The organism is Duncaniella freteri (assembly GCF_004766125.1).
GTDB lineage: Bacteria > Bacteroidota > Bacteroidia > Bacteroidales > Muribaculaceae > Duncaniella > Duncaniella freteri.
In genome coordinates this window covers 1,008,246-1,023,918 of sequence record NZ_SJSA01000002.1, presented here as the reverse complement: position 1 = coordinate 1,023,918, position 15,673 = coordinate 1,008,246, and the positions used below count along the sequence as shown (strand labels likewise).

Annotated in this window: 16 protein-coding genes and 1 pseudogene; 5 read left to right on the top strand and 12 right to left on the bottom strand. The window is 47.8% G+C overall.

From position 1 onward, the window contains the following. The 12 genes and pseudogenes from EZ315_RS14670 to EZ315_RS14615 all read right to left on the bottom strand — a co-directional run bounded on the left by EZ315_RS14670 (position 1) and on the right by EZ315_RS14615 (position 9,009). Positions 1-405, bottom strand: a complete 405-nt coding sequence (locus tag EZ315_RS14670; protein WP_128703046.1) for a helix-turn-helix domain-containing protein — start codon at positions 403-405, stop codon at positions 1-3. Between the two features lie 14 nt (positions 406-419). After that, complete coding sequence (locus EZ315_RS14665; RefSeq protein WP_128703048.1) at positions 420-1,532, bottom strand: site-specific integrase; 1,113 nt, start codon at positions 1,530-1,532, stop codon at positions 420-422. A gap of 12 nt (positions 1,533-1,544) precedes the next feature. Further along, positions 1,545-2,381, bottom strand: a complete 837-nt coding sequence (locus EZ315_RS14660; protein WP_135472738.1) for a helix-turn-helix domain-containing protein — start codon at positions 2,379-2,381, stop codon at positions 1,545-1,547. A gap of 227 nt (positions 2,382-2,608) precedes the next feature. Next, positions 2,609-3,901: pseudogene (locus EZ315_RS14655) on the bottom strand (TraG family conjugative transposon ATPase); the annotation flags it as partial. Continuing rightward, positions 3,902-4,189, bottom strand: coding sequence for a DUF4133 domain-containing protein (locus EZ315_RS14650; protein ID WP_032942047.1), 288 nt, complete (start codon positions 4,187-4,189; stop codon positions 3,902-3,904). Between the two features lie 22 nt (positions 4,190-4,211). Continuing rightward, positions 4,212-4,568 (bottom strand): DUF4134 domain-containing protein, encoded by a 357-nt coding sequence (locus EZ315_RS14645; protein WP_135472737.1) that lies wholly within the window; start codon positions 4,566-4,568, stop codon positions 4,212-4,214. Between the two features lie 163 nt (positions 4,569-4,731). Then, positions 4,732-5,097, bottom strand: a complete 366-nt coding sequence (locus EZ315_RS14640) for a hypothetical protein (protein WP_135472736.1) — start codon at positions 5,095-5,097, stop codon at positions 4,732-4,734. Positions 5,098-5,102: 5 nt separating this feature from the next. Then, positions 5,103-5,690 carry a hypothetical protein gene (locus EZ315_RS14635; protein WP_135472735.1) on the bottom strand — a complete coding sequence of 196 codons (588 nt, stop codon included), beginning with the start codon at positions 5,688-5,690 and terminating at the stop codon, positions 5,103-5,105. 13 nt (positions 5,691-5,703) lie between these two features. After that, entirely contained in the window at positions 5,704-6,078 is a 375-nt protein-coding gene (locus EZ315_RS14630) for a hypothetical protein (protein WP_135472734.1), read from the bottom strand. Beyond that, positions 6,075-6,773, bottom strand: coding sequence for a ParA family protein (locus tag EZ315_RS14625; RefSeq protein ID WP_135472733.1), 699 nt, complete (start codon positions 6,771-6,773; stop codon positions 6,075-6,077). Before EZ315_RS14625 ends, EZ315_RS14630 begins: the two co-directional genes overlap by 4 nt. A gap of 178 nt (positions 6,774-6,951) precedes the next feature. Further along, the gene (locus EZ315_RS14620) at positions 6,952-8,511 is read right to left on the bottom strand and encodes a relaxase/mobilization nuclease domain-containing protein (protein ID WP_135472732.1); all 1,560 of its coding nucleotides are present in this window, start codon (positions 8,509-8,511) and stop codon (positions 6,952-6,954) included. A gap of 99 nt (positions 8,512-8,610) precedes the next feature. Next, on the bottom strand, positions 8,611-9,009 hold the full coding sequence (locus tag EZ315_RS14615; protein WP_135472731.1) for a hypothetical protein: 399 nt from the start codon (positions 9,007-9,009) through the stop codon (positions 8,611-8,613). A gap of 477 nt (positions 9,010-9,486) precedes the next feature. Here EZ315_RS14615 and EZ315_RS14610 point away from each other — a divergent pair, with 477 nt between their 5' ends. The 5 genes from EZ315_RS14610 (at position 9,487) to aspT (ending at position 15,656) form a co-directional block, all read left to right on the top strand. After that, positions 9,487-10,710 carry an IS4 family transposase gene (locus EZ315_RS14610; protein ID WP_124076696.1) on the top strand — a complete coding sequence of 408 codons (1,224 nt, stop codon included), beginning with the start codon at positions 9,487-9,489 and terminating at the stop codon, positions 10,708-10,710. 1,293 nt (positions 10,711-12,003) lie between these two features. Further along, on the top strand, positions 12,004-12,249 hold the full coding sequence (locus EZ315_RS14605) for an ISAon1 family transposase N-terminal region protein (RefSeq protein WP_242452616.1): 246 nt from the start codon (positions 12,004-12,006) through the stop codon (positions 12,247-12,249). Beyond that, positions 12,246-12,785 (top strand): AAA family ATPase, encoded by a 540-nt coding sequence (locus EZ315_RS14600; protein WP_135472730.1) that lies wholly within the window; start codon positions 12,246-12,248, stop codon positions 12,783-12,785. The genes EZ315_RS14605 and EZ315_RS14600 overlap by 4 nt, the downstream gene beginning before the upstream one ends. A gap of 3 nt (positions 12,786-12,788) precedes the next feature. Further along, positions 12,789-13,373: an RloB family protein gene (locus EZ315_RS14595; RefSeq protein WP_317129923.1), complete on the top strand. Its 585-nt coding sequence runs from the start codon at positions 12,789-12,791 to the stop codon at positions 13,371-13,373. 573 nt (positions 13,374-13,946) lie between these two features. Further along, on the top strand, positions 13,947-15,656 hold the full coding sequence (gene aspT / locus EZ315_RS14590; RefSeq protein ID WP_135472729.1) for an aspartate-alanine antiporter: 1,710 nt from the start codon (positions 13,947-13,949) through the stop codon (positions 15,654-15,656). Positions 15,657-15,673 lie beyond the last annotated feature (17 nt).

The following is a 15,673-nucleotide window of genomic DNA, read 5'->3' as shown; positions in this document are numbered from 1 at the left end:
TTATGGTGCTACTGCGGACATCCGGCTGTTGCCGTCCGTCAACGCTCCCGGCTTGCGCTTCTTACTGTTGCGCAGTTCCTCAAGCCGTCTTTCAATCTCGCTCTCGCTGGCTACTCCCGAAGTCCCTCCCTGTTCAATCCATGCGATGATTTCATTTTGGAAGAAATAGAGCTTGTTGCCCCGCTTGTGGTACGGGATACGCTTGTCGGAAGTCATGGCATAGATGGTGGATGCCGATTTGCCGAGAAGTGCCGCGACTTCATTAAGGGTAAGCAGGGTGCGACACTCGCCATGCTGCTGCGGTGTCATGCCGAGCACTTTCTCCACCTTGTCGGTGAGCAGCCCCACCTTTTCAATCAGCATGGAGACCGCCTGCGGCAGTTGTTCAAATGTTATGTTGTTCATATACTGTTGTGTGTTTATTGCTGTTTGAGTGTAATCTGTTCGGATGCCTTGCGCTTCAGGTCGCTAACGACATCGGCATAGACCTGTGTCGTTCCCACATTGCTGTGAGTGAGCATCTTTGATATGGTGTAGAGGTCTGTTCCGGCGGCGAGTTGCAGGGTTGCGTATGTGTGCCTGAACCCGTGGAACGTGATGTGCTTCGTTATCCCGGCGGACTTAATCCAGTCTTTGAGATAGAGAGGAAGTATGGTCTGCGTCAGCCCCTTGAACACCTGTCCCTCTGTGCGTTCTCCGCACAGTGCGAGTGCTTCATCCGAAAGCGGCAGCACGGCTTCCGTCCTTGTCTTCTTGGTAACGATGTGCATACACCATCCACCGTCAGCCCCCTTTATGATGTTCTCCCACTGTAAGCGTATGATGTCACTGATACGCAGTCCCGTAAGGCAGGAGAACAGTGCGGCGCTCCGTATGACAGGCTTCTCGCAAGGGGTATCCGCAAGCATCCTGACCTCTTCAAGCGTCAGGAACTCACGCCTTGTACTGGCTTCCTTGGCGTGTTTCAGCCGTGGGGCGATGTTCTCCTTTATCCGTCTTTCCTCGTAGGCGATGCGGAGAACGCATTTCAGCTTGTTAAGGTTGTTGTTGGCGGTCGAAGCCATCATCTTTCCTTTGGTCTGGGTGGTGAGCGACAGCAGGTAGGTAAGGAATCCCTGGCAGTATTCAAGTGTCAGGTCATCGAAGGTGCAGCTTCCGCAGCAATACTTTTCAAAGTGTTTGTAGGCGGTGTTCCAGTTCCTGAAATTGTCATCGTCCGCCATCTTTGAGCGGAAGTATTCAAGAAAGCTCTCCTTGCCCCGGTTACGGTCAAGGAAGCCGTACTCCTCGTTGATGATGGCTTCGGTCCTGCGGCATTTGATAAGCTCGGCATTGCGGAGCATGGTCTTGTTGAACTCCGCCTCGAATTTGTCCGAGGGATTGGCATAGATGTATATGCCGAGATATTCCCGTCTTGTCGGCTTGCCTGTCTTCGGATGCCGTACAGGTGGGTAGAAGTCAAGGTACAGCGATACCTGACCGTTCTTGATGGGTCGTTTCCTGACCGTCACTTTCGTGCAGATGTTTGTCATATCCTTGTAGTATTATTTGTTGCTTGATTCACTGTCCTGCTCTCTCTTGGCTTTCGTGCTTGCGCTGTTGCGCTCCGCAATCTTCCGTGCCGCGTCCCAGTCGGCTTTGAGATAGTACAGGCGGTTGCCGTGTATGCGCTTCGTCCTTACACCGTGGGTAAGCGCGAACCTGCGGACTTGGGTCTTGCCGAGACCGAAAAGGCGCATGATGTCGAAACAGGAATACCAATGCTCCGACAGGTTGTTTCCAAGCCGTTCCGCTTCCTCAGCCATAGCCTTGTCAACCTCCGCTTTCGGGAAGCACTTGGTAGCGTTGGCTTTGATACAGGGTATCGAGTAGCGCATACGGAGGTTGTAAAACCGTCCGTAGGTATAATTGTACTTTTGGCATATCTCAGCCATCGTATAAAGGTCGCCTCCGGCACTCTCCATATCCGTGAACGTGTCACGCACGGACTGTTTGTAGTTAGCCGCCGGAATGAGCTGCCGTTTCGTGCTGCCCTTGGCTTTCTTCTTTCCCTCCTTTTGGGAAAGGTCTTTCTCTGAGTTCTGTATGTCTTCGTTCATCTTCTTTTTTGTCTTTTTACCCTGCTTGGCGAAGATTGAAACGCTCCGCTTGCAGTAGGTTGTTTCTCTAATCATCATGAAGAAATCCTCCTTGGTGATGATAGTGATGTGGTATGTCAGTCTGCAAGCCCGGAGAGTGCCTTTGTAAATGAGGTTATACACAGTCCGGCTGCTCACTTGCAGGATGTCTGCCACTTCCCCGATGGTGAGGAAAGGCTTGTCGGTCATGCCCCAGCCGTAGTCGGGCTGACCTGTTAAATTGTGTTTAATTTGACGGTCCATTATCGAAGAAATTTGTTGCACGCTCTTGAAAGCTGTTGCACGTTGCTGAAAGAAAGTCGTGCCGTGTGACCCCTCTCGCGTGGTACAATCGCGGTACAAAAATACTCCGAAAAGGACGAATCGCCAACAGGCGAAAATCTCGTTTGTTAAAATCTATTAGCTGAAAATCAAGATATTATAACGCTGATTTTTGCAGCCGTTTGTCGCCGTTTTGACCTCCGAAACTCCATGTGGAAGGACTTGCCGGAACCGGAAGGGCCTATACAGAAGAAGTTGGCGTTGTCGGTCATCTTCACCTTGCCCTCCTTGCCGGTTATGTCTATGCACACCGGGAGTCCCTGGCGGTCGGTGTAGAATGTGGTGAGCGGCGTGTCCTCGCACCCTTTGAGGTGTTCCTTGAAGAAAAGGCACAGTGCAGAGTCCGACAGTGTGAGGAACAGGTCATAGTCGGGATTGAAGCCGTAGGCGCAGCCCGGAAAGGAGTTGATGAACAGCTCCAGCTGGTTGTAGGCTGTGCGTGACGGCATTATGCCGCACTCGTAGAGTTTGGTTTCCAGAAACGATGTGACTGGTGTAACCTTGTCGGGAGGACAGCTCACTATGATGTTGAAATTGGTGTTGACAAGAAGGGAAGAGTCAACGGCAAGGATATTGAGAACTTCCTCGATGTCGGCTTTCGCTATCTTGTTGCTCGGATCGGGCATGGAGCCGTGACGCTTCGCCTTTCCTTGCAGTTTTCGGAGCAGCTTCCGCTGGCCCGGTATCTGCACCACCTGATTGAATACCACGCAGTCGGCGTGCGGCACTTCGGCAAGGAAAGAGAACACATCGGTAGCCACGGGATAGCCGTTGACACTCATCTCGGTATATGGCTTCACTACCGAAGGGAGATTTATCTCGTCAATATCCACAAGGGGATATGAGCGGATAATGCGGTTGCCTGTCCGCAGGTATTCGTCGGAAGCCTTGAAATTTGTCATGGAGAATGGCCCGTGCTGGAAATGGAACGCCATGAAGCGGTGCAGATACTCGTTGACCTCCGGCTTAGTCAGCTTGCGGTGGCTTATCCCTTTCTCGGTGAGGATGTCGTCAACTTTGGCGACCTTTGAATGGAAGTCGAGCCATTTCTTGGGGTCGTATTGCACGAACTGTCCGCGCTGCGCCTCCTGTGTCACTATCAGATAGGTTGTGATTTCAGTGAACTCACGGCCCTCGAAGTAATTGAAATAGCTCCGGGTCAGGAACTCCGCATCTTCGGGCACGTCGCGGTGGTAACGCTGGCGGCAGAATATGTCCTGCTTCTGCAAGGCATAGCCCTCGCCGAGCGTCTGGACGATGTTTGCCAGCACGTCCTGAAATACCATGTACCGCTCCGAGTCGGTACACAGCCGGAGAACAGGATTTGTCATTTCAAAGATGACAGAGGGGGCCCCCTTTGCGTCGAACAGCACGACATTACCGTCCGTTTCCTCCAACTGGGCGTATATCCCGTCGAAGACTTTTTTGTTTTCCTTTGCCATTCAATGCTTGAATAAATTGTGATAAATAAAGATTCCACGGTCTTTCCGCTTGTTGTGCAGTCCGCCGCGCTGCTTGACATATATTGTCACCAGCCCTGCGGCGGCCATTACAAGCATGGCGATAAACCCCGCGAGCTTTCCCAATGCGATGGAGAACACTATGAACCCCACGAAGGACACTCCTATGGCGGCAGCCGCCAATGTCAGGAACCGTCCGCGTATTCCCATGAACTCCAGTGGTTTCTGTAACCCTTTGTAAACCGGATAGCCGTCGTTGTATATCGCCATGACTGTATGGATCTGCGGTTGCTTACTTGAAGAAGAGCGGAAGAGCCTCGCTCAGTGCGATGAAGGCGATACAGCCGCCGATGGTGAGCATGATGGTCTTCTTGACATCCTGGTCGCCGTTCTGCATCTTGAAATAGACGTTGAAGGCACCCACGAGGACAATCACTGCGGCGATCGCCTTCATGAGATTGGAGACAGGGGTCTGGTAGGAGCTTACCTCCTGTGTGGCTTTGGTGAAGCCTGCCGCACCCTTGCTGGCGGCCATCATGTCGGACACGGTGAGCATCACCGCGCCCATAGCAAGCATACCCTTACGGGCGAAGGCTGAGTTGCCGAGGCGTGAGACAGCACGCTGACACTTTGATTTGATTTTCTGCATATACGCTGATTGATAAGTTCTTGAAAAGGTTATCGGGCGTTAAAGGCAATGCAGGGCGTTAAAGGCAGTGTCGGGCAGTAAAGACAACTTAGTTCAATAAAGGCATCGGTTGGGGAGAGAGGGTTTATGTGATACAAAATGATTAGCGGTATGTCAGGTTATTTCAGGCAGCGGACTCACATTTGATGATGATTTCTCCGAGGCCGGCGAGGGAGGCATCTTCAGAACTGGTGATGTTGCGGGCTTTTCTTGCAAGCTGTTCAACCGGAAGATAATTTGTCATCAGCGGCTTGGAGAGGGTCGGTTTCTCGACCGGAGCCTTGACCGGTTTCTTGGCACTCTGTTGGCCGCGCTTGATTTCTATAGCCTTGAATGAGTTTGCTTCATCGGAAATGTCGATCTCAGCTTCATCGGGTGTGCCTGATTCATCGGAGGCTCCCGTAGGCTTTATGAAAAGATCCATACAGACAAGGACTGCATAATATAATATGAGTACGGCTGTCAGGCAGGTAAAAATAGTTCCGAACATGATTATCAGATTATTTTTGTTGTGAATGATTGTTGTTGCGGCAAGGGAAGAAAAGTAAGACCGAGGGATGCGCCTCTGTCCTCGTGTCTTGAACAGCGTGCCATGTCAGGACTGAAAAATACGGTGTCGTTGCCACGCATGACCACATATCCGTATTGTTTGAGCCGGTTGCGTAGGATTGCCCGTCGGCGGTTGCCTGTGACCTTGACATTGGTTATCGGGTCAAGTCCTATCCTCAGGCGCAGTCTCTCACGACGTATTATCTCCTTGCGTCTGGAGGAAATGAACCGTGAGGCATCATCGGCATCGCGTTTCAGTCCCAAACGTCCGGCCATGCGTTTGACGGTGCGGAGACTCAATCCTGTCAGGCGTGACAGTTCGGACTGGGAACGAGTGCGGTAATTCTCCATAAGGATTCTCTCAGCCTCCTTGCGTCTGATGTCACGTTCCTTTTCAAGTCCGAGTTCGGCTGCTTTCGCCACCACACACCTCGTACCTACACCGATAGCGGCTGCTATCCGTGTATTCGTGTCGTGAGGATACATCTCGCGCAGTGTGCGGAGCATATCATAAGACCATTTGATTGTTCTCATATCCAGTAAGTTTTTATGTGTTGCCGAGTAATGACCTGTTGTTTTTCCGGAATTGCCGCAGCCTGTCAAGATACCGGTTTACAAAAGTCCTGACTATGGCGTTCACAATATCGGAGCGGCATTTGCGGTCGATGTCGCAGGCATCGAGGGAGTCCGCAAGGTCGCGGTCGAGCTTGCATATCATGCGGTCATCTTTTTTCTCCCTGAAATTATACAGGGCAAGATTCTTTCTGAAAAGCTCCCAGTCATCGTCATTGTCGGGCGACGGCTCAGGTTCGGGAACTGTATGCGGTTCCGGAGCCGGTGGCATGGTCTCCGCTCCGGGAACAAGGTTGCCGAGTCCTCCGAGCAGGTCGTTCAGTTTGGGGTATGTGGTGTCCTGGTTCATTCTTCTTCTGTATTTGGTATGCCGAATATGTCATTGTAAATATGTTCGAAGGCCGGTGAAACTACGAGCATCTGGTCGTCCATGCCGGAGATTGTGCTGAAACGGCGTAATGTCTGGCGTTTATAAACGGTCGGTGCTATACGCACGTGTTCGCTCAGCTTCTTGTTCACGAGCTTCCATAACTCCTTTTCCTCTTTGGTGCCGACACCCTGTTCTTCAAGATTGGGTATTACATAATGTACCGTTTTCATGGCATTTCCGATGCTGCGTCTCAATTCGACTATCATGGCGACAAATACAGCGGTGGAGGGTACGGTCAGGTTGTCATAGTGGAACGGAGTCAGCAAATAATCCGTATTGGCGAAAAGTGCCAGCAACGCCTGGTCGTTGAGACTGCCTGCCGAGTCAAACAGGGCGAAGTCCACGGCGGCTGAGTTGTGCAGGTTCTCGATCAGCGCGATAAGAGCCGGCTCGTTGCTCATGCTGAAAGGATATACGTTATAGGGCAGCGGCACTCCGGCATAGGTGGCGGTGTCCGCTGTGCGTTTCTTGACGATGGACTGCTGCGGATCGGTGTCGAACACGGTCACACTGTGCCCCCTTGACACAAGGTAGCTTGCGAAAAGGGCGCACAGCGTTGTCTTGCCGACACCGCCTTTCTGATTGGCGAATGTGATTATACAGGTTGATTCCATTGATAGAAACTGTCGGTTGGTTTTTGAGCAAAATTATCATGGCCCGATTGCTAAACCCGAAATTCCGAACAGTTTTCATCATCGGATAATGCGATATTGTGTTGAAATGGCTATTTGAGCGTGTAATATAGTGGCTATCACGCACACGGTGTCACCGGATAGAAGTCACGGAAACAGGCTATCGTCTTATCGAGGACTCATCATCTATCCTGTCATAGTCCCCTTTGTAGCCTACTTCCCATTCCCTGTTCTGGCCTTGACCTGACTCCACGTCATGCGGCTTCCTTATTCCTGAGCCGGGCTTTCGTCTGACCGCCACGTTTTGCTTTTTGTCCTCGACGGGATTTTTGACAAACTGGAGACGTCTTATATCGAAACCCTCGTTTTCAAGATTTATAAGAACGCGGGCTTTCATGTCAAAGGCATACATTTCTCCCTCAATATCCCGGATTGTAAATCCTGCACTGCGGAGTGTATGACGGCGTATATAACCTGTGCTGCTGTCAAATATGCTCCTCAGATCTGACAGCCGGTTATTGTATTGTGTTGTCCTTGTTCCGTTGATTTCCACCATGTGGGGCACAGTCACCTTGCCGATTGAACATAGGAAGTCCCGCTCCGCTTCCGTTGCCGGAGCGAATGACTCCACCCATTGAATACGGTTGTTGCGTCTCAGAGCCTCCCACATATGGGGGCGGAGAGGACGGCTGTCTCTGCCTCGCCATATCTGCCCCTGTTTCACATAGGCTTTGTACTGGCGGCTCAGTATGTCGTTAAGCTCGCCGATGGTGATTTTTGGATCATTTGCTAACTGGGCGTCGATTTGTGAGTCTATTCTTGCGAACCGTTCATCAGGTGTCGCAAAATCCAGCAGCTCCTTTATCGGATATATCTTGCCTCCGTTGATGACAGCTTTCTTGTTATGGTCGATTATCATATAGCCGTATGGAGAATCTTTTTTTCCGAAAAACACAAGCTCGATACCGAATTTCCTTTTGAGTTCATCGGCGAGTTCTTTCTTGTTGGCGGTCAGGTCTCGGTATTTGGCGAATATGGCGCGGAGCTGTCTCCTGCGCTGACGGTCGAATGTCGTTGAACGGTAATGTGAGCTGATTTCCTCCAGCGGTATTTTAAGACATACGGCACCGCCACGTTTTATGGATACCATTCCATCATTGTCGTAGCACTCATAACCGAGCGAGTTCATAAGAGCCTTGAACTGCGTTATGGATGTGAATTTATATGACAGGGCTTCTTCCATATCCCTGCGTGCTTTCTCGTTAATGTCGTTTCCAAGCAACCGCTCGACCACACGTTGTGACCTTACCCGTTCATGGTTATGGTCTATCTTGCTGCCGTCCGGTGCCACACGCGATGTTATTATATGTATATGGGTGTTGTCAGTATCGGTATGTCCGTAAACCAGCAGGGGCTGTCCTTCTTCTCCATATCCCATCTCCCGGAGATATTCATGTGCGAAGTCCAGAAGCTCCTGTTCCGTCTTTTCGTGTCCCCGGCATGAAAACGCCATGTGGAACTGTGCTTTCTTGATTCTCGGATTTTTAGAAGAGTAATTTTCAAGATAGGCCACAAGGTCATCGGGGGTATGGTGTCCCATCATTTCGACCGCATCAAAATTTTTCATTTCCAGCAGATGTGCCGAGCCTTTGGCTACCTTGCGTTCATTATATCCGACCGCATGGAAGCAGGTGCTTGACGGAAGTATTGTCGCTATCATGTGAATATATGATTAAGAAAAAATCACGGTTTGGGATTATGTGAGTATAAGGAACCGGAGTATATGATAATTCGTTTATCGTTGCATAGGATGTTCGGATTATCCGTTCTTCAGTACACCGCGTATTATCTTGCTTACGACATCGGAGTGTTCGGCTATGATTTTATCCATAGTCTTCTTCAAGCCATCTATGGAAGGTATCAGTACCTCTTTATAATATATCTCGCTCAACAATCCGGCTACGGAAAGTTCGTTGGCGCGTTTCATTGCCTGGTTGAGATTGCCGCCGGCCCAGCCAAGCTCGTCCTTGAATTTCCGGCAGAGCGAGGCCATCTCTTCCACGGCTTGCATACGGCCTTTCGCGTCCTTGTCGGAAAACTCCACAAGTGCGGCACGGATATAAGAGCTTATGCTCCTGAACTCCTTTGAGCGTACTTTGAGCCGTTCAAGTTCGGTATCGGTAAATAGAATCTCTATTCTGTTGGTTCTCTTTTCCATATTTTCCAGTGATTAAAAATCGGCGAGTTGCGAGCTGATTTTCTCCGCCCGACATGGAGGCAAGTTACTTTTCCATCGGTAAAACTCCGTTTTATCCGGGGAAAAGTACAACTTGCTTAACAAATTCTGCACCTTTGGCACGGGTGCCCCGATGCACTCCCGACCTCGCTTCGCACGGCGAAGTTAGCTCACTCCGGTTGACCGCGCACAAATTCCGAACATAATCTTTTTATCTGACAACTTGGAACACCGGTACATAATCAAAGGATAATGCTTTGCCCTATGTATCATATACTCTTATTATCATATACTGCCGTTATCCGATAGAGACTGCTGTTGCTGTCATGACAATCGCATTATCATATTATTACTGTCCGCTAAACTTTTTTAGTAGCGGTTGAAAATTAGGGCTGGCACCTATTGCAGGAGTCAGCCCTAAATGGTTATTTTGATGTCGCCAAACTATCTTAAATAACCATGAGTAAAAGTAGTAATTTCTTCGGACAGCCGACATATGGTCAGCTGATAAAATCACTTGATCGTGAAAAAATAGTTGAAATCAGCCGAAAACACGGCGGAGAGAAGTATGTCAAGAGCTTTGACGGCTATACGCATTTGCTTACGATGCTATATGCTGTCATACAGCGCTTCGATTCATTGCGTGAGATAGAGACTTCTATGACAGCCGAGGTACGCAAACTCCATCATGTAGGCATTGACACTGTGCCCAGGCGGAGCACCTTGTCGGATGCAAATGCCAGACGTTCAGAGAAGTTCTTTGAAGATGTATACCGCGACTTGTATGCAGCCAATAAAGACATTCTTTCCTCGGACAGCCGACGCAATGGCACGGAAGAGTGGATAAGACGGCTTAGAATCATCGATTCCACTACAATCACGTTGTTCTCCAATGCTATTTTCAAGGGTGTTGGCCGTCATCCGAAGACGGGAAAGAAGAAAGGCGGCATCAAGGTACACTCGGTCATACATGCCAACGAGGGCGTTCACTGCGACGTACAGTTCACTTCGGCAGCGACCAATGACTCCTTCATGCTTGCACCGAGCCATTACAGCCACAACGAGATAGTAGCACTTGACCGTGCATATATCAACTATGCCAAATTCGAGGAACTGACGGATCGAGGGGTGGTATATGTAACCAAAATGAAGAAAAACCTCAGTTATGAAATACTTGTGGACTGTATGCACCAGAATCCGCAGGGACTGATGGAGTACCGTGAACAGGTCGTAGTGTTCCGTAAAGACGGCATCAACCACATTGCAAGAATAATCACATACGTTGACATTAAGAAAGGCAAGAAGCCAAAACTTATATCGCTTCTCACCAATGACTTCGACATGCCTCTGGAGACAATCGTGGCCATCTACCGTCGCCGATGGCAGATTGAGTCGCTTTTCAAGCAGATAAAGCAGAACTTCCCTTTGCGATACTTCTATGGCGAAAGTGCCAATGCCATAAAAATACAGATTTGGGTAACGCTCATAGCTAATCTGTTGCTCTCGGTCTTACAAAGCACCTTGCAAAGGCGTTGGAGCTTTTCTGGACTGGCTACAATCGTCAGAATTGTACTGATGTATTATCTGAATCTCGAAAAGTTCCTAAATCAGCCCGACGCTGACTTGAAAATCATGCTCGCAGAGGCCTCGGAATCCCCTCCTGAAGATCCCGAAAACTGCTGAGGGGGCTTGTCAAATACAAAAAGTAAGCCCAACTTCTGCTGTTCAAGAAGTTGGACTCACCCTTTTATGGTTTAGCGGACAGTAAAATTATCATATACTATGGTATGGCTTGTGTCAGAGCATGAAATGAAGTGAAAATCAGATGAATATGTACTAAAATAATGGCTTAAAAACTTGCATAAGTCGTTGAATTTTAGTATATTTACATACTCGAGCATTGCTTCGGGCGGTAGTTTGATGATGTTGAAATGACATTATCGGACTATCTGAACATCATAATATCTCTCACCATGTTCGGACTTCTATTGATGATATATCTATTGCCTGTTGCGATAGTTGCAGGATTGTTGCTCCGCTTTATCCGATGGTCGCTTGTAATGATTATACGTCTTGCCTGCCGGATTGTGTCTCTGGTCTGGCGTATGATTTGTTGGCTGCTTCTGCTCGGCTGGAGAGGATTGCGGTCGTTGTGGAGACGGTATCGACACAGGACTGCTCCGTGAAATTTTCTTTAAGGGAGAAAAGTAGGAGGGTAGGCATAATCTTCTCCCTGCGGTGGAATTTTACATGCTGGGAAACAAGAGGGAAAAACAGTACGGATTTCGGCTGATGTGCGCCACCTTTGCCGTCACCTTGACCGACACCTTATCCGCCACTTCTGCCGCCACCATTTCAGACACGCCTTCCGACACATTTACCGTCACTGATACAGACACATTTACATACACTCTTGGGGACACTCTTTCGGACACTTATGGGGACACCTTTGGGGACACTTTTACAGACACCTTTTCCGCCACTTTTTCGGTCAGTGTGCGCCACCTTTTTCGCCACCTTTTTTGAGGCTCCCGGACACCTGTCCATACCACCGAACTTTTGCCTGAAAACAGGCGTTCAAGTATGAGAACCACAATTTTTAATAGTTAAATATTGTTTAATTGGCAAATATTCGGATAATAAGTGTTAATTTTGTGATACTCTCGCAGGTAGTGATAAATCAGGGCAATTTTGCCCTCCAAAATAGAGCGGAAAATGTGGTACAAACCGTGGTACATTGCTTCTCAATTACGTCAACCAACAAATTGATAATCAATAAGATAACACCACTCTCACAAAGCCCGCTCGGATCACACAATATAAAGTGTTGAAAATAAGCTAATTAAAGTTTATTCTCAATGCTTTATTTGTATCTATTAGTGAAATTTAGGCTCTTTTATCCTTACTTTTTATGGGTCAGCGGATTTTTCCGGTGGGCGGGAGTGGATATCAAGAGTATAGTGTTATCTTTGCACAATGAAACCAGATCAACTGCTCAGAGCAATCCTCCCCGAAGTCCTGATAGACAACTTCGACATCGATCGATTTGAAAAAAGCGATACCCGCTTTGATATATGGCTTGACGAAAAGAAAGAGCAACTTCCCGAAGACAAGTATAACAAAGAGATAATATCCTACGGTTTTGGTGATTACCGCACCATACAGGATTATCCTATAAGGGGGCGTGCCACATACCTCCATGTTCGGAAGCGCAAATCATGAACCTGCTATATCAGACCCATCTTGGCTTCAACGGACTTCAGGTCATCATGAATACCGGGGAAGAAGAATTGGTCGACTCAAAGACCGTACACAACATTTTCGACGCGAATGGGAATGTCATCGGTCAAAAAGAGTTTCCGACTGACAAGATGGAGTCTGAGGGAACCAAGAAAATGGTTGAGATTGCCGGTCCGCTTGTAGATGCAATAAGACTCGGGAAGATTCTTGTTGTCGATGAACTGGACGCAAAACTCCATCCCTTCCTTACTCGCAAGATAATCGGACTGTTTATGGACAAGGAGTTCAACAGGAATGGAGCCCAGCTTATTTTTGCGACTCATGATACGAATCTACTAAATATCCAATATCTCCGTCGTGACCAGATCTGGTTTACCGAGAAAGACAAATCCGACTCGACAGAACTTTACTCTCTGGTAGAGTTCCGTGATGAATCCGGAAATAAAGTACGCAACGACCGCAACATCGAGAAGGACTATATCAATGGTCGCTATGGTGCAATTCCTTTCATGAGCTAAACTATGGGACAGCTTCCAAAATCAAGAATCGAACAGCTCAAGCGCGAAAAGCGGGAGGCCAAGGCTGCGAAGAAACGCAAGGTTGCCACTCGCGAAAAAATCGTACGCTTTCTTGTAGTTTGCGAGGGTGAGCGTACCGAACTGAACTATTTCAGGGAACTTGTCAGGGACAGATATTCGGAGGTCCGTTCCGAGGAGATTGTCGGAGAAGGACGCTCAACATGTGCATTGGTGAAGAAGACCGAAGAGATTCGAGAACGACTGGAACGGCAGCGGCAACTGAAATTTGATCGTGTATGGGTAGTGTTCGACAAGGATGACTTCAACGATTTCAACGAAGCCATATCACTTGCCGAACGAAAAGGATATAAAGCCGGGTGGACAAATGAAGCCTTTGAACTGTGGTATCTCCTTCACTTCACCTTCCTTGATGCCGCTGTTTCCCGTGCCGATTATATCGCCAAACTCGAAACAGAGATCAGACGGAATGAGGATTATCAGGATTACAAATACCACCAGAACGACAAAGGGATATACGCATTGTTGCAGAAAATCGGGAATGAAGCGCTTGCAAAAAAGGCGAGCTGAAAAACTACGCCGATTCTTTGAGCACACACTCGACTATAAATCCCACAAGCCATGTACTACGATAGACCTGCTCGTTGATGAACTTGAACATCCTGAAAACCTACTCAAAGATGGAGACTGATATTATGACTGTCGGTATAAGAATCGTTAAAACGAATCCTCGAACTGATAAATTTGAAGTATTTCCCAAAGTCGATTATTTTTCAAGTTTGGGAAATAATCGATAATGGAATCAATAGATAAACAGTTGTTCCATTTGTAGTTAGAGTTTTGGTGAAAACTCCCAAATAAAATACTATTGATGACTATTCCTGAAGTACGTAAAGAAATATCAGCAATACTTATAATACCGATCATATCACTGTGAATTTAAGTGAATAACACTCAATTTTACATCCAAAACTGGATGTAAAATTGGGTGTTTTTGTTTTCATAGGTTTTAAGGAAAAAGAGATTGGATATTTTATTCTACATTGAGAAGGAATCCGAACCATCATATGTATTCAGGCGTTTTATATCCAGACGCCTGACAGGTGTTTATCCCTATTATACATAACTAACAGCTATATTTTTATGGAACTATTTGATTGGTTTGTTCAGACCTGTCGTGATAATCCATCAATCCCTATTTTTCTTACCATCGGTGTTGGATTCTGGATCGGCTCTCTGAAATACAAAGGATTCTCACTGGGAGTAGTGACGTCGGTGCTTCTTGTCGGCGTGCTTGTCGGTCAGATGGATATCACTATTCCAGGGCCGATTAAGAATGTGTTTTTCCTCCTTTTTCTTTTTGCCATAGGCTATAGTGTGGGTCCGCAATTCTTCCGCGCTCTGCGTGGCGATGGCATAAAACAGGTGCTTTTTGCAGTCGTTTTATGTATGTTGTGTCTGTTTGTCACTTGGGGTGTCGCTAAGGTCATGGGCTATAATGTCGGTGAAGCGGCAGGTTTGTTTTCCGGTGCGCAGACAATTTCAGCTGTAATAGGAGTGGGCACGGACACTGTTGGCACACTTGGTGTCAGTGCGGCTCAGAAAAAGGCGTGGATAGATATTATTCCGGTTGCGTATGCTGTGTGTTATGTGTTCGGAACCATAGGCTCTGCATATATCCTTGCCAATCTTGGTCCGTTGATGCTCGGTGGAATAAAAAAGGTGAAGGCCGATACTGCCGCGCTTGAAAAGGAAATGAACGAAAGTTCACTGACTTCTGATCCAGCATACATAATAGCTAATCGACCTGTTGCATTCCGGGCCTATAGCGTAACGGCTGACTTTTTTGATTCGCCTCAGACTGTAGCAAGGATAGAAGAGCATCTCAAATCCGAAGGGAAGCGTCTTTTCATTGAACGGGTGCGTTCCGGAGGTAATATTATAGATCCAAAGCCTGATCTCTTGATATCCAAGGGTGATGAAATTGTGCTTAGTGGTCGACGAGAATATATCGTAGAGGATGAAAGCTGGATAGGACCGGAGGTCAATGATGCAGAATTGCTTGATTTTCCTGCCGAACAGATTCCTGTGATGATTACCAAGAAGACTGTTGCTGGACTCACTGTAGATCAACTGCGTGCACAGAAATATATGTATGGAGTGTCAATCAAGTCAATAGACCGAGGTGGGGTGGGTGTTCCTGTCTTTGCCAAGACTAAACTTATGGCGGGTGACATCCTGACTCTTGTCGGATTATCGTCGGAGGTCAATACTGCCGCGCCCAAACTCGGATATGTGGATCGACCAAAGAATTCTTCAGACCTTGTCCTTGTTGGTCTCGGTATAGTAATAGGCTGTCTGATAGGGGTTCTTTCGATTCATGCCGGCAATATACCCATCAGCCTCAGCACCAGTGGAGGCACTCTGATTGCGGGACTTGTGTTCGGATGGCTTCGTTCAAAGCATCCCACATTCGGGCGTATACCTAAAGAGGCTTTATGGCTTATGAATAACCTTGGGCTTAATATGTTTATTGCTGTCATAGGCATCACATCAGGACCTTCGTTTATAAGCGGTATAAAGGAAGTGGGCTTTGATCTATTTCTGGCAGGTATAGTCTGCACATCTCTACCTCTGATACTCGGAGTCATAATAGGTCATAAAATTTTCAAGTTCCGTCCAGCAATAAATCTCGGATGTTGTGCCGGAGGTCGTACAACCACCGCAGCACTCGGTGCAGTTCAGGAGTCATTAGGCAGTACTCTCCCAGCGATGGGGTATACGGTGACATATGCCGTTGGAAATACTTTGCTTATACTTATGGGTGTGGCGATTGTGCTCATGACCGTGTAGTATAACTAAATAAAACA